The sequence below is a fragment of the Sphingomonas sp. SP5 genome (assembly GCF_058313455.1).
Window position 1 is genome coordinate 1 of the sequence record NZ_JBZFLF010000010.1, and the last position, 18,810, is coordinate 18,810.

Consider the following 18,810-nt stretch of genomic DNA (forward strand, 5'->3'; position numbering starts at 1 on the left):
GCCTCAAAGACTGGCGCCGGGTTGCTACCCGCTACGATCGATGCCCGACCGCCTTCCTCTCCGCTATTGCCCTCGCTGCCACCGTCATCTTCTGGCTGTGATCAACGAGTCCTGACCCTAACCGCCGCGTGGACTTTCGTGGATAGCGGCGACAGATGGTGGTTCGACCAGAAGGATGAAACCAATCCCCGTGCAGACGCAGCGGATTGGATTTCAGCAAGGGAAGCCGCCAAGCCAAAAATGTGATGTTAGCCACATTCGCGGCCGCGCGTACAAAAGCTGCCAGTCTCCAAGCGGCCCCCTTCCCGCCATAGGCCTGAACCTTAACAACGATTACTTTCGGGATGTTGAGCAGCCCTGAGTGACCGGGATCGGGCGGAAGCGGGCCGTCCGCATCGGGCGTAACAAACCGCCCAAGACAGTCTCGCGCAGACATCACCCCCACATCACCCTCACCCCCGCTGTCCTACACCCCGCCGTTCCGCTACACTGCCACCATGGTCACGCCCGCTCTCGCTTCGCTCCCGTCGCACGGGGCACATGCGAGGCGCGATTCCGACGCCGACGTGCCGTCAACTTTGGCAACTTCCGCACTTGAATCGCCCCCGGCCGCGGCCAGGCGTATTATTCACATGACACACTTGAACCCCGCCCCTGCAACCGGCACATTGCGGGCGACCGGGCCGATGCCTGCTGGAGGACGATGATGGCGACCACCGCCGATACGCTGACTGGACAGACTGGGACCGGACAGACCGGGACTGCACCCGGCCTGGTGCTCACCCCGCCCGATCCCGTGCCGACGGTGCAGGCCGAGCGTGCCGCCGGGCTGGTGCCGGTGGACGAGGCCAAGAAGACGCAGCTCGAGGCGCGCGTCGACACCTTCGTCACCGAACTGGTGGCGCAGGACGTCAACAGCCCCGAATTCGGCAAACGCGTCGATGCGATCACCGCGATGGGCGCCAAGGAAATCCGCGAGGCGGCGGGCCAGTCCAACCGGTTCCTCGACCGCCCGATCCGCGCGATGGACAAGGACACCGGCGTCGGCGCCGACCTTGCGCAGCTGCGCCGGGTGATCGAAGACCTCGATCCCGGCCGCAAGGGCGCGCTCAGCGGGCCGAAGAAGATCTTCGGCATCATCCCCTTCGGCTCCAAGATGCGCGACTATTTCGACAGCTACCAGTCGTCGCAGACGCACATCAGCTCGATCCTCAAGAACCTTGCCGGCGGCAAGGACGAGCTGCTGATGGACAATGCCGCGATCGATACCGAACGCGCCAACCTGTGGGCGGCGATGGGCCGGCTCGAACAGATGATCCACCTCAGCAAGACGATGGACGCGCGGCTGGAGGATACGGCCAACGAACTCGACCATACCGATCCCGCCAAGGCCAAGGCGATCCGCGAAACCGCGCTGTTCTACACCCGCCAGCGCACGCAGGACCTGCTGACCCAGATGGCGGTGACGGTGCAGGGCTATCTGGCGCTCGACCTCGTCAAGAAGAACAACGTCGAGCTGGTGAAGGGCGTCGATCGCGCCAGCACCACCACCGTGTCGGCGCTGCGCACCGCGGTGACGGTGGCGCAGGCGCTGACCAACCAGAAGCTGGTGCTGGAATCGATCACCCAGCTGAACACGACCACCGCCAACATCATCGATTCGACCGGCAAGCTGCTGCGCAGCAACACCGCCGCGATCCACGAACAGGCCGCCGCCTCCACCATCCCGCTCGAAACGCTGCAGCGCGCCTTCCAGAACATCTACGACACGATGGACGCGATCGATACGTTCAAGCTGAAGGCGCTCGATTCGATGAAGACCACCGTCACCGCATTGGGCAGCGAGGTGGAGAAATCCAAGGGCTATATCGCCCGTGCAGAGGGCGCCGCACAGGGCGCTCTGACGGGTTCGGGCAAGGGTCCGGGCGGCGACCAATACCGCCTGGAGTCGCTGTGACGCGATGACCGAGGTCGACCAGCAGATCGAACGCGCCCGTGCCGTGATGGCGCGGATCAGCGAGGATTATCGCGGGCAGGTCAGCACCGCCTATCGCGCGCACGGCAAGCGGCTGAAGCGCAAGGCGGTCGGCGTCGGCACCCGCCTCGCCTTCATCTTCGCGGTCAATGCGATCATCCTGATCGCGGCGGGCGTGCTCGGCGTGATGCTGCCGACGGGGATCGGCCTGTTCGGCGGGCTCGCCGTGCTGCTGCTGATGGCGGCGGTGACGATCGCCATCGCCATCGCGCCCGCCGCGCGCGCGCCGTCGGAAAAGACGCTGCGCGAGGTCGACATCAAGGCGCTGCCCGCCAAGACCGAACGCTGGCTGGAGGCGCAGCGGCCTGCGCTGCCGGCGCCGGCGCGCGGGCTGGTCGACCAGATCGGCGTCCGCCTCGAAACGCTGTCGCCGCAGCTCGGCCGGCTCCAGGGGCGCGAGGAAGAGGCCTATGAGGTGCGCCGCCTGATCGGCGAGCAATTGCCCGCCTTCGTCAACGATTATGCCCGTGTGCCCGAGCCGCTGCGCCGCGTCGAGCGCAACGGCCGCACCCCCGATGCCGAACTCGTCGCCGGCCTCCAGCTGATCGAGCAGGAGATCGCCGACATGACCGCCCGGCTGGCTCAGAACGACCTCGACAGCCTATCGACGCGCGGGCGCTATCTCGAGATCAAATATCGCGACGAGACCGGCGGGTAAGCTCGCTTGCCCCGCCGGATCTATGCGCTAATCATCTGACGGAGAACAATAAAGGGGAGAGACGATGCTGATCCTGCTGCTCGCCGCGCAAGCTGCCCAGGTGCAGCCGGCGCCCACCGGACCGACGCTGGGTGCCAGCGACCACCGTGTCGACCAGCCGATCGCCGCCCCCGCCCGCAAGCCCGACTTCGCCGACGAATTCAACGGCGCCCGCGTCGATACCGCCACCTGGCGCTTCGACGGCGATTATAACAAGCAGGGCTGGTTCAACCACGAGAAGCAATATTACGGCCCCGCCAACGCCCGCGTCGCCGGCGGCGCCCTGACCCTCACCGCACGCCGCGAGACGCCGACCGCCCCCGATTCCGGCGGCCAGTCCTATACGTCGGCCAAGCTCGTCAGCCGCGGCACCTTCGGCTACGGCTTCTACGAGGTCAGCGCCCGCCTGCCCTGCGGCCGCGGCATGTGGCCGGCGATCTGGATGCTGCCGACCAGCGGCACCTGGCCGGCGATGGGGGAGATCGACATCATGGAGATGGTCGGCTGGAACCCCAATGTGGTTCACGCGACGCTGCACAGCGAAGCTTACAACCACGTCAAGGGCACGCAGCGCGGCGCCGACGTCACCGTGCCCACCGCTTGCACGGCATTCCACCGCTACCAGCTCGACTGGCGGCCGGATGCGATCCTGATCGGCGTCGACGGCCGCGCCTATATGCGCGTCGCCAACGACAAGCCGGGCGGCGCCGCGGCCTGGCCCTTCACCCGTCCGTTCCGCATGATCCTCAACCTGGCGGTCGGCGGCGACTGGGGCGGCGCCAAGGGCATCGACGATGCCGCGCTGCCGCAGGCGATGCGCGTCGACTACGTCCGCTACTGGCGGCGATGATCGCTCACCGCCACGCCTTGACGCCGAGCATGCCCAGGCCGCCGCACGCGGTCAGCACCGCCAGCATCACCATCACCGCGCTGAAATCCTGTGGGCTGGCGAGCCACCAGGTCAGCGGCGGCCCGAGCAGCGAAGGCGCGGTGTTGGCGAGGTTGAGGAAGCCCAGGTCGCGGCCGCGGTGCCGCGGGTTCGGCAGCAACTGCATCGCGAACGCCGCATGCAGCGCCACGAACACCGAAGATCCCAGCGTATACACGCCGAACGCCACCGCCCCCGCCACCCAGCCGCGCGCCGCCGCCATCCCGATCAACCCGATCACCGCCACCCCCGCGGCCAGCAGCAGGAACGGCTTGCGCCGCCGGGTGAGGTCGGAAAGCCGGCCGAGCAGCAATGCGAAGGGCAGCGGCACGACGAAGGCCAGCGTCAGCAGATGGCCGATCCGCACCGGCAGGCCGCCATGCTCGCTTGGGGGCAGGAAGCTCTCGAAATAATAGAGCAGATAGGCCTGCGTCACCACCGCGGCGATCTGCACCAGCAACCGCGATACGCCCGCCACGACCAGGTCGCGGCGCGGCGGCACAGGCGCCGGCGCCGTCCCCTCCTCCACCGCCAGCCTCTGCCGGGTCAGCAGCAGCGGCAGGGTGCACACTCCGGTCACCACCGGCACCATCGCCAACCGCCCCGCCTCCGATGCCCATGCCGCGCCGACCAGCACCGCCGAGAATGCCGAAGCGGCCGGCGCACCGAGCGACAGCAGGCCGCCGGCCAGCCCCTTCTGCGCGTCCGGTATCTCCTCCGCCATGGTCGCCATCATCGGTGCGAGCAGGGCATTCACCGCCAGCTGGAAGGCGACGATCGCCGCGACGATCACCCCCGGCGTCGTGGCGAGCGCGATGCCGGCGTAGGTGATGGCGGTGGCGACGATCCCACCCGCCATCCACCGCCGCCGGCCGCCGCCCCGGCGCAGCGACCGGTCGCTCAGCCAGCCGAACAGGATGTTGGACGCGCTCGCCGCCACTGCGCCGGCGGTGGCGCAGGCGGCGAACACCCCGATCCGCGCCTCACCCCCCAGCCCCTCCACCTTCACCGGCAACAAGAGCGTCAACAACGGCAGATAGGCAATGACGCCACCGACATTCGCCAGCGCGAAGATGAGCAGAAAGGCGGGCGAGCGACGGACGGACGACATGGGTCCACGAACCTGCCCGCCCCGGCGCCTTCCTGCAACCGACACCCGCGCACCGCCATCGCCATGTGCCGTGTCGCACCTGTTCAAGGTCCAACCGTGCTCCTGCCTGCGCAGGAGCACGGCGCCCCCTCGATCGGCGCATCGGTTCAAAGCGATCTGGGGCTGATCGACCTTCCATCCTCCCCCGCCAGGGCAGCTATCGCATATGGCGATGATGGCTCACGGCTTCGGATGAAGGAGCATGCCATCCCAGTATCCTTCGTCACCCCGGACTCGTTCCGGGGTCCACCGTGCCGCAAAATCAAGAGCGTATGGGTGTGCGGCACGGTGGATGCCGGACCAAGTCCGGCATGACGGAGGATTGAAGATCGCGGATCAGACAGCCCATATGCGATAGCCCTCCCCCCGCCAGATGGAGGATTGAAGGTCGACTGGTCCTACAGGCCTGCCGCCGATCTCGTTCTTCAGCGACGGCCCTCCCTCGTAAACACGCCCGTCAGGGTCGCATCGTCGCCCCCTCCAGCATCGCGGTCGATACCATCGTCCGGTCGCCGGCATCGCGGGCCAGTGCCACCCGGTAGCGGCCCGGCGCGATCCGCCAGCCGGGCAGCTTGACGTCGTAATCTGCCACCACCCGCGGCTCCGAGGTCAGCGTCACCCGCCGCGTCTCACCCGGCTTTAGCGTGACGCGCGTGAAGCCCGCCAGTCGCATCGGCGCGTCGCCGCCGTCGCGCGCCACATACATCTGCGGCACATCGGCGCCGGCGCGCTTGCCGGTGTTCACCACGTCGAACGTCACCGACAGCCGCGCGCCGCCGGTCACCACCGGGTTGCGATAGGCGAACTGCGTGTAGCTGAGCCCGTGGCCGAAACGGAACAGCGGCGTCAGCCCCTTCTTCTCGTACCAGCGATAGCCGACATCGGCCCCCTCGACATAATCGACCGGGAAGCTCTCCAGTACATAGGTGGACGCCGCCGCCGGGTTCGCCGCCGCTGCCGCTTCCAGCCCGCCCAGCCGGTCGAGGCCGACGGGCCGCGGGCGTGGCGGCTGCGAGGCGTCTGCGGGAAAGGTGATCGGCAGCCGGCCCGACGGATTGACTCGCCCGGTCAGAATCGCGGCCAATGCCTCGCCACCACGCTGGCCGGGGTACCAGGCCTGCACCACCGCCGGCACCGCCTTGATCCACGGCATCAGCACCGGCCCGCCTGTCTCCATCACCGCCACGGTGTGCGGCTGCGCGGCGGCGATCGCCGCGATCAGCGCGTCCTGCTGGTTGGGCAGGCGCAGGTCGGGCACGTCGTCCGCCTCCGTCGTCCATTGCGTCGCAAAGACGATGGCGAGATCCGCCGCCTTCGCTGCCGCCACCGTCGCATTAAGGCTGCGTCCGTCGACCCAGTCCACCCGCACGCCCGGCAGCGCCTTGCGCAACGCGGCGAGCGGCGAAGAGGCGTGGTAGGTGATCCGCGCGAAGGACGCCGATCCCCCGGTCGCCAGCGGAATCTCGACCGGCGCGCCGCCGACCGATCGCACCTGGCTCGATCCGCCGCCGGACAGCACGCCGACATCGGCATTGCCGCCGATCACCACGATCCGTTTGGCGGTGCGCGCGATCGGCAGCAGGTCGCCGTCGTTCTTCAGCAGCACGATGCCCGCCTCCGCCGCACGCTGCGCAACTTCGGCATGCGCGGCATAGGGCGGCGTCTGCGCAATCGTCGGTACCGGCGCGTCATAGGCGCCCGTCTCGATCAGCCCGGTCAGGTAGCGCGCGACCATGTCGTCGATCCGCGACTGCGGCACCTCGCCCTTCTCTACCGCGGCCTTCAGCGGCGCGGCGAAATAGAGCGCCTTGTCCAGTTCCTGCCCCGATTGCTGGTCGAGCCCGGCATCGGCCGCCTTGATCGTCGAATGCACCGCGCCCCAGTCGCTCATCACCCAGCCTTGGTAGCCCCAGTCGCGCTTCAGCACGTCGGTCAGCAGGTGGCGGTTCTCGCACGACCAGTCGCCGTTTACCTTGTTGTAGGCGCACATCACCGATCCCGGTCGGCCGCCCTCGATCGCCAGCTGAAAGGCGAGCAGGTCGCTCATCCTCAGCGCCGCCTCGCCGATCCGCGCATCGACGACCATCCTACCCGTCTCCTGCGCGTTGAGCGCGAAATGCTTGACGGTGGAGACGATGCGGTTGGACTGCACGCCCGCGATATGCGCCCCCGCCAGCGTGCCGGCGAGCAGCGGGTCCTCGCCCATATATTCGAAATTGCGCCCGTTCCACGGATCGCGCGTCAGGTTGACGCCGCCTGCCAGCAGCACGTTGAAGCGCTTGGCGCGCGCCTCCGCGCCGATCATCGTGCCGCCCGCCCGCGCGACGGCGGGGTCGAAGCTCGCCGCGGTGGCGAGGGCCGAGGGCAAGGCGGTGGCGACGTCGCCCACGCGCTGCTCGACCTGGTTGGCGACGCCGAGCGAGGCATCGCTCTCGCGCACCACCGGCACGCCCAGGCGGGGGATGCCGTCGATATGGCCCGCGGACGGGATCAGCGCCTCGCGCGTCTTGCCCGCCGCCATCGGCGGGAACAGCCCGTGGAGCAGCGCGATCTTCTCATCCAGCGTCATCCGCGCGACGATCCCGTCGGCCCGCGCCCGCGCCGCACCGGCCGTCGCGTCCGCCGGCGCCTGCGCCTGCGCCGCAGTGCGCGTCTGTGCCGCAGCCGACGCCAGGGCCGCCATCGCAAGCACGCTCGTGCCCGCCCACATCACCAACCGCCTCATTGCATCCTCCCACACATGTTTTCGGCTCTTGAAAGCATATCACGTGAACGTTCACAACTACGCTGGATCAACAACATCAATCGCTTGACAGACTTTCCGCGATGAAAGAAGTGAACGTTCTCAAAGAGCGCGGGATCGCCGCGTCCGACAGGGGAGGTTCTAGATGCAGAGCGCACATGCTCGCTTGCTTTCGCAATTCGCCATCGGCGTATCCACCATCGCACTGGTCGCATTGCCCGGTGCCGCCGCCGCGCAGGACACGCGCGCGCCCGACGCCGCCGCCACCGTCGGCAATCCCGGCCCGTCCGAGATCGCGCCGCAGGCCAGTGCACCCGAAGGCGAGACGGGCGACGACATCGTCGTCTCCGGCATCCGCGCCTCCTTGCGCGAAGCGGTGGACATCAAGCGCAACGGCCAGGGCGTCATCGACGCGATCAGTGCCGAGGACATCGGCAAGTTCCCCGATACCAACCTTGCCGAATCGCTCCAGCGCATCACCGGCGTGTCGATCGACCGCTCCAACGGCGAAGGCTCGACCGTCACCGTCCGCGGCTTCGGCCCCGAATACAATCTCGTCACGCTGAACGGCCGCCAGATGCCGACCTCGACGCTCGGCGACGGCGCCAGCGCGCCGGCTTCGCGCTCGTTCGACTTCGCCAACCTCGCCTCCGAAGGCATCGCCGCGGTCGAGGTCTACAAGACCGGCCGCGCCGCCGTCCCCTCGGGCGGCATCGGCTCGACGATCAACATCCGCACCCCCCGTCCGCTCGAAAAGCCGGGTCTGCGCGGCAGCATCGCCGCCAAGGGCGTGCTCGACACCTCGCGCAACGGCAAGGACCCGGTGACGCCCGAAATCTCGGGCATCTTCTCGGACACCTTCGCCGACGATCGCATCGGCATCCTCGTCTCGGGCGCCTACCAGCTGCGCAAGGCGAGCAACAACTCCGCCAGCGTCGGCTTCCGCGACGGCTTCCTGGGATCGGAAAACAACTGGGGCACGCTCGCCCAGCCCGGCACGCCGGGATCGCAGAACATCACCAACCGTCCCGGCCCCAATGCGGTCTACGAGATCCCGCAGAGCGCCGCCTACGACCTCATCGACATCCGCCGCGAGCGTATCAACGGCCAGCTCGTCCTGCAGGCGAAGCCGACCGACACGCTCACCGCGACGCTCGACTTCACCTATTCGCGCAACAAGGTGGAGGTGCGCGACAGCAGCGTCGGCATCTGGTTCAACTTCGGCGACACGTCGTCCGCCTGGACCGACGGCCCCAACGCCGGCCCGGTCTTCTACACCGAGCGGTTCGCGCCGGGTAAGGACCTGTCCTACAGCAGCGCGCTGACCGCCAACCAGTCCGAGAACAAGTCGCTCGGCGGCAATCTGACCTGGGATGCGCCCGGCAACGTCACCGTGTCGCTCGACGGCCATCACTCCACCGCCACCTCGAAGCCGACCAATCAATACGGCAGCAGCACCTCGATCGGCGGCGCGATCTTCGGCGTGCAGAACCAGACGATCGACTTCACCAACGACCTGCCGATCATCTCCTACAACATGTATCCGGGCATCAATCCGCTCGATGCCTCGCTCATCACGCCGACCGGCAATGCCTTCCGCAACGCCTATTTCCGCGACGAGATCAATCAGGTCCAGCTGAAGGGGCATTACGACCACCAGGGCGACATCCTCGACAGCATCGATGCGGGCTTCTCGTTCGTCGACAATCAGGTACGCTCGGCCTACGGCTTCATCCAGAACGAAACCTGGGGCGGCGTCGACCCGCGCGGCGCCAGCTTCGGTGCGGCGGCGGTGCCCGACGACTTCTTCCGCCAGGTCAGCCTGCCTGACAAGTTCAAGGGCGTACAGGGCGCCGGCAGCTCGGCGCTGCCCCCGGCGATCTACACCTTCGACTTCGAGCGCATGGCCGAACTGCTGCGCCAGCAGTACAACATCTGCTCCAGCCCGCAGACCGGCACGGTGCAGGCGAACACCTGCCTCGCCAATTTCACCACCGATCGGCGCATCCGCGAAAAGACGATCTCGCCCTTCGTCCAGTTCAACCTGAAGTTCGACCTGTTCGACCGGCCCGCGCACCTCATCGCCGGCGTCCGCTACGATCAGACCAACGTCGACTCCTCGGCGCTGGTGCCGATCCCGACCGGCACGCGCTGGACGGGCGCCAACGAATTCGCACTCTCCTATGCGGCGAACAGCGCGTTCACGACCTTCAAGGGCAGCTACCAGAACTGGCTCCCGGCGTTCGACTTCGACATCGAGCCGGTGCGCAACGTCAAGCTGCGCGCCTCGTACAGCCACACCATCACGCGCGCCGACTACGGCAGCCTGCAGGGCGGGCTGGAACTCGATTCCAATCCGCGCATCGGCGGCGGCACCGGCCGCAACGGCAATGCCGGCCTCGTGCCCTACAAATCGAAGAACATCGATTTCTCGGCCGAATGGTATTATTCCAACGAAAGCTACATCTCGGTCGGCTATTTCAACAAGGACGTGTCGAACTTCATCGGCACCACGCAGGTCAACACTCCGGCCTTCGACCTGCGCAATCCCGGCTCGGGTCCACGCTACCGGGCGGCGGTGGCCGCTCTCGGCACCACCGATGCGGTGCGGGTGCGCGACTATATCCTGCGCAACTATCCCGGCTCCTCGCAGGTCACCGGCCAGACCGAGGCGGGCGGCGCCACCTATCTCAACGGCAACATCTTCGGCCTGCCCGAAGACGACCTGTTCAACTTCCAGATTTCGCAGCCGTTCAACAGCGATCAGACCGCCAATATCCACGGCTGGGAATTCGCGATCCAGCACCGCTTCTGGGATACCGGCTTCGGCACGATCCTCAATTACACGATCGTCAACGGCGATGCGAAATACAACAATACGCTGGATCCCTCGATCGGCCAGTTCGCACTGACCGGGCTCAGCGACAGCGCCAATGCCGTCCTTTATTACGACAAATACGGCCTGCAATGGCGCATCGCCTATAACTGGCGCGACCAGTTCTACGCCGGCGGTGCCTTCGATCCTACCTATGTCCAGGCCTACGGCCAGGTCGACGGCAGCATCAGCTACGCCTTCACGCCCAAGGTCACCGGCTTTGCCGAAGTCATCAACCTCACCGGCGAAGGGCGCCGCGGCCACCGCCGTTCGGATAATTTCGTCACCTTCGCGCAGCCGGGCTACGCCCGCTATTCGGCCGGCGTGCGCTTCACGTTCTAAGGGGGATCACGCCGTCATCGCGAGCGCAAGCGAAGCAATCCAGAACCGGACCAGGACACCCTGGATTGCTTCGCTACGCTCGCAATGACAGGCCAATTTGCCGTCATCGCGGGCATATACGGAAGCTCTGTTCTCGGCCGACGTCGAAAGCCCCCGACACACGGACAGGGTGACGCGGACGTGACGGCGTCTCGGCTGGCTTTTTCCGCCGCCACACGGCAGGCCTGTCGCACACGGATCGAGAAGGACGCGGGGTGAAGACGGCCATCGCCAGCATCGTGATCGTCGGCGGCGGCACCGCGGGCTGGCTCGCCGCCTGCCGCATCGCCGCGGCCGCGGCCGGGCGGGTCGCGGTGACGCTGATCGAATCGCCCGACGTACCGACGATCGGAGTCGGCGAGGGCACCTGGCCGACCATCCGCCGCACGCTCGCGGCGATCGGCATTCCCGAAACCGAATTGCTCCTCGCCTGCGACGCGTCGTTCAAACAGGGCACGCGCTTCGTCGGCTGGACGACCGGTGCCGATGACGATCGATATTACCACCCCTTCACGCTGCCGCTCGACGCCGATCCGGCGGACTGGGCGGACCGCGCCTATGCCGATGCGGTGTCGCCCCAGCCGCACGTCTGCGCCCGCGATCTCGCACCGCGCCAGCGCGCCATGCCCGATTACGCCGGCGCGCTGAACTACGCCTATCACCTCGACGCCGCGAAGCTTGCCGCGCTGCTGATGCGGCACGCCACGCAGCGGCTCGGCGTCACCCACGTCCGCGACCATGTCACCGGCGTCGATGCCGCCCCCGACGACACGGTCGCCGCGGTCCGCACGCGTGGGTCAGGGCCGATCGCCGGCGACCTGTTCATCGACTGCACCGGCCATGCCGCACTGCTGATCGGCGACCATTGCGGCGTCGGCACCGTGGATTGCGAGCGCATCCTCTTCAACGATCGCGCGCTCGCCGTGCAGATGCCGGTCTCGCACGGCAGCCCGATCGCCGCGCAGACGGACGCCACCGCCCATGCCGCCGGCTGGATCTGGGACATCGGCCTGCCGACGCGCCGCGGCATCGGCTGCGTCTATGCCTCCGCTTACATGAGCGACGACGCGGCCGAGGCGACGCTCGCCGCTTATTGCGCCCGCACCGCGCCCGGCGTGCCGATGCCGCCGCCGCGCCGCCTCACCTTCCGCTCCGCCTATCGGGAGCGGCAATGGCAGGGCAACGTCCTCGCCATCGGCCTGTCCGCGGGGTTCCTCGAACCCCTCGAAGCGTCGGCGATCGTCACCATCGAACTGTCGCTCGACGCGCTGCTCGCCGATTTTCCCGTGTCGGCCGCAGTGATGCCGATCCAGGCGCGTCGCTTCAACGCTTTGTTCCGTTACCGCTGGGAGCGGATCGTCGAGTTCCTGAAGCTGCATTACGCACTCGGCCGGCGCGACGAACCCTATTGGCGTGCGCATCGCGATCCCGCCACGATCCCGGATCGCCTTGCCGACAATCTTGCCTTGTGGCGCCACCGTCCGCCTGCCGCGATCGATCTGCCTGCGCAGGACGAGATCTTCCCCGCCGCGAGCTATCGCTACATCCTCTACGGCATGGGCATCGGGGCCCCCGCAACGGGACCGATCGCGCAGCCGGCCGCCGATGGCGCCGCCCTTGCCCAACTCGCGACCCGCACCCGCGCGCTCGCCGCCAGCCTGCCGACCAACCGCGCCTATCTGGACGCGGTGCGCGCTTCACCCGAAAGATGTGCCCGATGAGCCACCACGCCCTTCTCACCGCCGAAGCGCACCGCAGCCTGCGCATCCGCACCGAAGCCGATGCCGCTTTGGGCGATGCGCAGATGGCCTCGATCGTCATGCCGGCAGAGTTCCGTCAAGTGCAGAATGCCTATCCGATCCTCTTCCGCCTCAACGACCAGCGCGACCGCTTCACCGCGCTCGCCCTGTTCGGTTTCGAGGCGGGCGAGAACCTCTACCTGACGGCCGGCGGCTGGGATGCGCGCTATCGTCCGCTCGCCATGGAGGTGCAGCCCTTCCTTATCGGCGGCGGTCCCGACGGCGGCGGCGACCGGCAGGTGCATATCGACATGGCCTCGCCGCGGGTCGGCGGTGATGAGGGCATGCGCGTCTTCGACGACGCAGGCGCTCCGACGCCCTACCTCGAAGGGATCGCCGAGCGGCTGGGCGCGCTCGACCAGGGGTATCGCGACAGCGCCGCCTTCTTCGCCGCGCTGGAGCGGCATGCGCTGCTCGAACCCTTCACGCTCGACGTCACGCTGGACAGCGGCGCCACCCATCGCCTGGTCGGCTTCCATACCATCGACGAAGAGCGCCTTGCCGCGCTCGACGCCGCTGCGCTCGGCGAACTCCACGCCGCCGGCCATCTGCTGCCCGTCTTCATGGCGGTGGCGAGCCTTGCCAACCTCGGCACGCTCATCGCGCGCAAGAACCGGCAGGCATCCGGTGGCTAAAGCGGCTCCTGCCCCCATGCCGGTGCCGGAGGTCGCGATAGCCGATGCCGCCGCGCTCGACGTGCGCCTGCGCGATGCCGACCGGCCGTTCGTCGTCCGCGGCCTTGCCGCCGACTGGCCGCTGGTCCGCGCCGGACGCACCTCCGCCGCCGCGGCACGCGACCTGCTGCTGGGTCACCACCGCGACCGTCCCTTCACTGTCTCCGTCGGCCAGCCGGGCAGCGGCGGACGGCTGTTCTACGATGCGGCGATGCAGATGAACTTCCGCACGATGGAAGCGAAGCTGCCGGAGATCTTTGCGCGCATCCATGCCTTCGCCGGGCAGCCGGACGCACCTGCCATCTATCTTGCCTCGATCGACATGCACCAGTTCTTCGACGGGCTGCACGAGGCGAATCGGATCGACCTGGGCACGCGCGAACCGCTGGCGAGCATCTGGATCGGCTCGCGCACCCGCATCGCCGCGCACAACGACGTGCCGCACAATCTCGCGGTCTGCGCGGTCGGCCGCCGCCGCTTCACGCTCTTTCCGCGCGAACAGTTCCGCAACCTCTACCTGGGGCCGGTCGACCATACCCCCGCCGGCCGCGCGGTCAGCATGGTCGATTTCCACGCGCCCGATCTCGCCGCGCATCCCCGCTTCGCCGCCGCACTCGCCGAGGCGCAGGTCGTCGAGCTGGAGGCGGGCGACGCGCTCTACATCCCCGCCTTGTGGTGGCACCATGTCGAGGGGCTGGAGGATTTCAACGTGCTGGTGAACTATTGGTGGCGCGACGCCCCGCGCTGGCTCGGCCAGCCGCAGGAGGCGCTGCATCACGCGATGATGACGATCCGCGATCTGCCTGCCGACCAGCGCGCGCATTGGCGCGAGATGTTCGACCATTACGTCTTCGCCGCCGATGCCGAGGCGCTCGTCGCGCATATCCCGGCGGAGGGACGCGGCGTGCTCGATCCGATGACGCCCGCCTTGGCGGGCCGCATCCGCGCCTATCTGCTGCGGGCGCTCAGCCGATGACGCCGCGCCGCATCGTCGTCGCCGGTGGCGGCACCGCGGGCTGGATGGCCGCCGCCGCGCTGGCTCGCGTGCTCGGCCGCGCGGTAACGGTTACTTTGGTCGAATCCGACGCAATCGGCACGATCGGCGTCGGCGAATCGACGATTCCCCCGATCATCACCTTCAACCGCCTCCTCGGGATCAACGAGGCCGAGTTCATGGCCGCGACGCAGGCGACCTTCAAACTGGGCATCCAGTTCGATGGATGGAAGACGCCCGACAGCGGCTACTTCCATTCCTTCGGCCTTACCGGCAAGGATCATTGGGCGGCCGGCTTCCAGCATTTCTGGCTGGATGGCCTGTCGCGCGGCCACGCCGAACCCTATGATGATTACTGCCTCGAACTGATCGCCGCGCGCGAAGGCAAGTTCGCGCATCTGCCCGACGACCGGCTCAACTACGCCTATCAACTCGATTCGACGCTCTACGGCCGTTTCCTGCGCCGCATGGCGGAGGGTGACGGCGCGCACCGCATAGAGGGCCGGATCGCGGAGGTGGAACTGGACGGCACCAGCGGCGACATTGCCGCGCTGGTGCTCGAATCCGGCCTGCGCGTGGAGGGCGACCTGTTCCTCGACTGCACCGGCTTTCGCGCGCTGCTGATCGAGCGGGCGCTGCATGTCGGCTTCGACGACTGGACCCACTGGCTGCCCTGCGACGCCGCCATCGCGGTGCAGACGGCGAGCACCGGGCCGGCCGTGCCCTTCACCCGCGCGACTGCGCATCAGGCGGGTTGGCAGTGGCGCATCCCGCTCCAGCATCGTGTCGGCAACGGCATCGTCTATTGCAGCCGCTACATGACCGAGCATGCGGCGCTCGAACGCCTGCTCGGCACGATCGAGGGCGAGGTGTTGACCGAGCCCAACCGGCTGCGCTTCACGACAGGCGCGAGGCGGCGGCAATGGCATCGCAACTGCATCGCGATCGGCCTTGCCGGCGGCTTCATGGAGCCGCTCGAATCTACCAGCATCCACCTGATCCAGCGCGCCATCCTGCGGCTCATCCGCATGTTGCCCGCCGGCCCCGTCTCGCCCGCCGATGTCGCCGAATTCAACGACCAGCAGCACACCGACATGGTGCAGATCCGCGATTTCCTGATCCTCCACTACAAGGCGACCGAACGGCGCGACAGCGCGTTCTGGCGGCAGTGCGCGGGGATGGAGATCCCGGACAGCCTGGCGCAGAAGATCGCGCTGTTCCGCGATACCGGCCGCGTCTTCCGCCGGAACGAGGAATTGTTCGCGGAAAACAGCTGGGTGCAGGTGATGATGGGCCAGGGGATCACGCCCGCGAGCCACCATCCGATCGCCGCCAAACTGTCCGACGACGACCTCGCCCGACTGCTGGCGACGCTGCGCCAAAGCGTTGCGCAGACCGTCGCCGGCCTGCCGCACCACGCCGACTATGTCGCGCGCTATTGCGGAGCCGCCGCCTGATGGCGCGCCGCCGCCAGTCCGTCACCATCCGCCACGTCGCCGCCGACGCCGGCGTGTCGTTGCAGACGGTCAGCCGCGTCATCAACAAGGAACCCAATGTGCGGCCGGAGATGCTGCAACGCGTCCAGGCCTCGATCGCGAAGCTCGGCTACGTGCCCTCGATCGCGGCGCAGCGGATGGGCGGCTCGCGCTCCTATCTGATCGTCGCGCTCAACGATCGCGAGCGCACCATCGCCGACTGGCGCAGCCGCCAGGGGACCGACTGGGTCGACCAGATGCTGCTGGGCGGCATGCTGACCTGCGCCGAACATGGCTATCGCCTGATCGTCGAGCTGGTCGACACGCACAGCGACCATATCGAACGCGAGCTGACCGGCGCGATCGCCGCGTTGCAACCCGATGGCGTGATCCTGACGCCGCCGCATTCGGAAAACCCGCTCATCACGCGCCTGCTGGAGGCGCAGGGGATCAGCTTCGCGCGCATCGGCTCGCTCAAGGCAGGCGGCGGCTTCGCCCTGACCATGGACGACGAGGGCGCGGCGCGGCTCGCCACGGAGCATCTCGTCGGCCTGGGCCACCGCCGCATCGGCTTCATCGCCGGCTCTGCCGAATACGAACTGAGCGGCTGGCGGGTCGCGGGATGGCGACGGGCAATGGCCGCGGCCGGGCTGCCGACGGAGGGACTGCTGGCACAGGGCGATTTCGGTTTCGCGTCAGGCCGCGCCGCCGCCATCGCCCTGCTCGATTCCGCTGCGCCACCGACCGCGATCATCGCCAGCAGCGATCAGATGGCGCTTGCCACCCTGGAATGCGTGCGCGAACGCGGCCTCGACGTGCCGGCCGACCTGTCCATCGTCAGCTTCGACGACACGCCGATCGTCCGCTTCGCCCATCCCCCGCTCACCGCCATCGTCCAGCCGATCGCCGAGGTCACCGCACGGGCGGTCGAGTGCATCATCGCCGAACAAGCCGGCCGCCCCGTGCCTGCCGGGCCGGTGGTCGTACCGGCGACGCTGGCGGTACGCGGCTCCACCGGACCGTTGGCCGATTGATTGGCCTGCCCACTTGATAGCCACTGGCCTGTCCTCCCGCCTTGATATATCGGTGCGGCGGTAAGCCAGGGAGACGCGGGTGCACACCGATACGCTGATGACGCAGACGATGCGCTGGTTCGGGCCGGGCGATCCCGTCTCCCTCGCCGCCATCCGGCAGGCGGGTGCCGGCGAGGTGGTCACCGCGCTGCACGACGTGCCCAACGGCGCCGTCTGGACGCAGGACGCGATCGCGGCGCGCAAGGCATCGATCGCGCAGGCGGGGCTCGGCTGGACCGTGGTCGAAAGCCTGCCGGTCGACGATCAGATCAAGACGCGCGGACCCCTGTGGGACGAGCGCATCGCCGCCTATCGCGCCAGCCTGACCCATCTCGCCGCGTGCGGCATCACCGTCGTCACCTATAATTTCATGCCGCTGCTCGACTGGACGCGTACCGATCTTGCCTATCGCATGCCCGACGGCGCGCTCGCACTGCGGTTCGACTGGGACGCCGTGGCGGCCTACGATCTCCACATCCTGCGCCGTCCCGGCGCCGAACGCGATTACGACGACGCCCGCATCGCCGCCGCCGCCGCGCACCATGCCGCCCTGTCGGAGGAGGAAGCGCACCGCCTCGAAGCCACCATCCTCGCCGGCCTGCCCGGCAGCGAGGAAAGCTTCACCTCGCAAAGCTTCCTCGCCGCGATGGAGCAATATGCCGACGTCGACGCAAGCCGGCTGCGCGACAACCATGCGGCGTTCCTGGATGCGGTCTGTCCGCATGCCGAGGCGCTGGGCCTCCGCCTCGTCGTCCACCCCGACGATCCGCCCTTCCCCATCTTCGGCCTGCCGCGCGTGGTGAGCACCGAGGACGATCTGGCGCAGCTGTTCGCGCGGGTGCCCAATCCGGCGAACGGCCTGTGCTTCTGCACCGGCTCGCTCGGCGCGCGCGCCGACAACGACCTTGCCGGCATCGTCGAGCGTTACGGATCGCGCATCGGGTTCCTCCACCTGCGCTCGGTCGAGCGCGACGGCACCCGCGCCTTCCACGAGGCCGCCCATCTGGACGGGGATGCCGACATGCCCGCCGTCGTCGCCGCCATCCATCGCCTGTCGCGGCGCGAAGGACGCAGCATTCCGATGCGCCCCGATCACGGCCACCTGATGGCCGACGATCTGGGGCGCCGCTGCAATCCCGGCTATCCGCTGATCGGCCGCCTGCGCGGCCTCGCCGAATTGCGCGGGCTGGAACGCGGCATCGCCTATGCCGCCTCCGCGCAGGAGCCGCAGCCATGAAGCAGCGCGGCGAAAAGCTCTACCAGCGCGTCGTCAACGCGATCAGCGAACGCATCGCCCAGGGCCGCTACACCATCGGCACGCGCCTGCCCGGCGAACGCGAGCTTGCCGAGGAGTTCGCGGTCAGCCGCCCGACGATCCGCGAAGCGATGATCGCGCTCGAAATCCGCGGGCTGGTGGAGGCGCGGCACGGGTCCGGCCTGTACGTCACCGCCGCGCCCGCGCAGCAGGTCGGGCCGGCCGAACTCGACATCGGCGCCTTCGAACTGATCGAGGCGCGCATCCTGTTCGAGGGCGAGGCGGCCGCGGTCGCCGCGACGATGATCGACGATGCCGCGCTCGCCGACCTCGACGCCACGCTTGCCGAGATGGCGGCCTGCGATCCGTCCAGCAGCGCCGCCTTCGACACCGACCGCCGCTTCCACCTGCGCATCGCAGAGGCGACCGGCAATACCGTCATAGCGACGGTAGTCGACATGCTCTGGCGGCTGCGTGACAGCGCGCCGCTGAGCGCCCATATCTTCGCCGAGGCATGGGCAGGCGGCGTCCATCCCCGCGTCGAGGAGCATCAGGCGATCGTCGAGGCACTGCGCGCCCGCGATTCCGCCGCTGCCCGCGGCGCGATGCGCGCGCACCTCAACCGCGTGGTCGAAGATCTGCTCGCCGCCACCGAGGTCGAGGCGCTGCGCCGCGCCCAGTCGGAAATCGAGGAACAGCGCGGCGCCCTGCGCCGCCGCCTCCATGCCTGA

General features: G+C 68.3%; 13 protein-coding genes and 1 pseudogene. 12 read left to right on the forward strand and 2 right to left on the reverse strand.

The features are described 5' to 3' along the window. From AC4GY7_RS17165 to AC4GY7_RS17180, 4 genes and pseudogenes are all read left to right on the forward strand, one after another. Positions 1-101, forward strand: a pseudogene (locus AC4GY7_RS17165) (IS5/IS1182 family transposase); the annotation flags it as partial. 605 nt (positions 102-706) lie between these two features. Beyond that, a complete protein-coding gene (locus AC4GY7_RS17170; RefSeq protein WP_491116326.1) occupies positions 707-1,957 on the forward strand; it encodes a toxic anion resistance protein in 1,251 nt (416 codons plus the stop codon). A gap of 4 nt (positions 1,958-1,961) precedes the next feature. After that, positions 1,962-2,693: a hypothetical protein gene (locus tag AC4GY7_RS17175; RefSeq protein ID WP_491116328.1), complete on the forward strand. Its 732-nt coding sequence runs from the start codon at positions 1,962-1,964 to the stop codon at positions 2,691-2,693. A 64-nt stretch (positions 2,694-2,757) separates the two neighbouring features. Continuing rightward, complete coding sequence (locus AC4GY7_RS17180) at positions 2,758-3,582, forward strand: glycoside hydrolase family 16 protein (protein ID WP_491116330.1); 825 nt, start codon at positions 2,758-2,760, stop codon at positions 3,580-3,582. A 4-nt stretch (positions 3,583-3,586) separates the two neighbouring features. Here the strand turns inward: AC4GY7_RS17180 and AC4GY7_RS17185 are convergent, their stop codons facing one another. Next, on the reverse strand, positions 3,587-4,771 hold the full coding sequence (locus tag AC4GY7_RS17185) for an MFS transporter (protein ID WP_491116332.1): 1,185 nt from the start codon (positions 4,769-4,771) through the stop codon (positions 3,587-3,589). A gap of 496 nt (positions 4,772-5,267) precedes the next feature. Next, positions 5,268-7,493, reverse strand: coding sequence for a beta-glucosidase (locus tag AC4GY7_RS17190; RefSeq protein ID WP_491116334.1), 2,226 nt, complete (start codon positions 7,491-7,493; stop codon positions 5,268-5,270). Between the two features lie 205 nt (positions 7,494-7,698). On the opposite strand from AC4GY7_RS17190, the gene AC4GY7_RS17195 reads away from it, so the two are divergent. The 8 genes from AC4GY7_RS17195 (at position 7,699) to AC4GY7_RS17230 (ending at position 18,810) form a co-directional block, all read left to right on the forward strand. Continuing rightward, positions 7,699-10,770: a TonB-dependent receptor gene (locus AC4GY7_RS17195; protein ID WP_491116335.1), complete on the forward strand. Its 3,072-nt coding sequence runs from the start codon at positions 7,699-7,701 to the stop codon at positions 10,768-10,770. Positions 10,771-11,024: 254 nt separating this feature from the next. Further along, positions 11,025-12,530: a tryptophan halogenase family protein gene (locus AC4GY7_RS17200; RefSeq protein ID WP_491116337.1), complete on the forward strand. Its 1,506-nt coding sequence runs from the start codon at positions 11,025-11,027 to the stop codon at positions 12,528-12,530. Continuing rightward, positions 12,527-13,243 (forward strand): SapC family protein, encoded by a 717-nt coding sequence (locus AC4GY7_RS17205; protein WP_491116339.1) that lies wholly within the window; start codon positions 12,527-12,529, stop codon positions 13,241-13,243. The genes AC4GY7_RS17200 and AC4GY7_RS17205 overlap by 4 nt, the downstream gene beginning before the upstream one ends. A gap of 16 nt (positions 13,244-13,259) precedes the next feature. Next, positions 13,260-14,258, forward strand: a complete 999-nt coding sequence (locus AC4GY7_RS17210) for a cupin-like domain-containing protein (RefSeq protein ID WP_491116341.1) — start codon at positions 13,260-13,262, stop codon at positions 14,256-14,258. Then, positions 14,255-15,733 carry a tryptophan halogenase family protein gene (locus AC4GY7_RS17215; protein WP_491116343.1) on the forward strand — a complete coding sequence of 493 codons (1,479 nt, stop codon included), beginning with the start codon at positions 14,255-14,257 and terminating at the stop codon, positions 15,731-15,733. The genes AC4GY7_RS17210 and AC4GY7_RS17215 overlap by 4 nt, the downstream gene beginning before the upstream one ends. Continuing rightward, positions 15,733-16,785, forward strand: coding sequence for a LacI family DNA-binding transcriptional regulator (locus AC4GY7_RS17220; RefSeq protein WP_491116345.1), 1,053 nt, complete (start codon positions 15,733-15,735; stop codon positions 16,783-16,785). The genes AC4GY7_RS17215 and AC4GY7_RS17220 overlap by 1 nt, the downstream gene beginning before the upstream one ends. 79 nt (positions 16,786-16,864) lie before the next feature. After that, positions 16,865-18,061, forward strand: a complete 1,197-nt coding sequence (gene uxuA, locus AC4GY7_RS17225; RefSeq protein ID WP_491116347.1) for a mannonate dehydratase — start codon at positions 16,865-16,867, stop codon at positions 18,059-18,061. Continuing rightward, complete coding sequence (locus AC4GY7_RS17230; protein WP_491116349.1) at positions 18,058-18,810, forward strand: FadR/GntR family transcriptional regulator; 753 nt, start codon at positions 18,058-18,060, stop codon at positions 18,808-18,810. Before uxuA ends, AC4GY7_RS17230 begins: the two co-directional genes overlap by 4 nt.

What these genes read in the sequence shown, in the direction of transcription:
- AC4GY7_RS17170 (WP_491116326.1), top strand. Translation starts at nt 707, where the DNA reads ATGGCGACCACCGCCGATACGCTGACTGGACAGACTGGGACCGGACAG.
- AC4GY7_RS17175 (WP_491116328.1), top strand. Translation starts at nt 1,962, where the DNA reads ATGACCGAGGTCGACCAGCAGATCGAACGCGCCCGTGCCGTGATGGCG.
- AC4GY7_RS17180 (WP_491116330.1), top strand. Translation starts at nt 2,758, where the DNA reads ATGCTGATCCTGCTGCTCGCCGCGCAAGCTGCCCAGGTGCAGCCGGCG.
- AC4GY7_RS17185 (WP_491116332.1), bottom strand. Translation starts at nt 4,771, where the DNA reads ATGTCGTCCGTCCGTCGCTCGCCCGCCTTTCTGCTCATCTTCGCGCTG.
- AC4GY7_RS17190 (WP_491116334.1), bottom strand. Translation starts at nt 7,493, where the DNA reads ATGGCGGCCCTGGCGTCGGCTGCGGCACAGACGCGCACTGCGGCGCAG.
- AC4GY7_RS17195 (WP_491116335.1), top strand. Translation starts at nt 7,699, where the DNA reads ATGCAGAGCGCACATGCTCGCTTGCTTTCGCAATTCGCCATCGGCGTA.
- AC4GY7_RS17205 (WP_491116339.1), top strand. Translation starts at nt 12,527, where the DNA reads ATGAGCCACCACGCCCTTCTCACCGCCGAAGCGCACCGCAGCCTGCGC.
- AC4GY7_RS17210 (WP_491116341.1), top strand. Translation starts at nt 13,260, where the DNA reads ATGCCGGTGCCGGAGGTCGCGATAGCCGATGCCGCCGCGCTCGACGTG.
- AC4GY7_RS17215 (WP_491116343.1), top strand. Translation starts at nt 14,255, where the DNA reads ATGACGCCGCGCCGCATCGTCGTCGCCGGTGGCGGCACCGCGGGCTGG.
- AC4GY7_RS17220 (WP_491116345.1), top strand. Translation starts at nt 15,733, where the DNA reads ATGGCGCGCCGCCGCCAGTCCGTCACCATCCGCCACGTCGCCGCCGAC.
- AC4GY7_RS17230 (WP_491116349.1), top strand. Translation starts at nt 18,058, where the DNA reads ATGAAGCAGCGCGGCGAAAAGCTCTACCAGCGCGTCGTCAACGCGATC.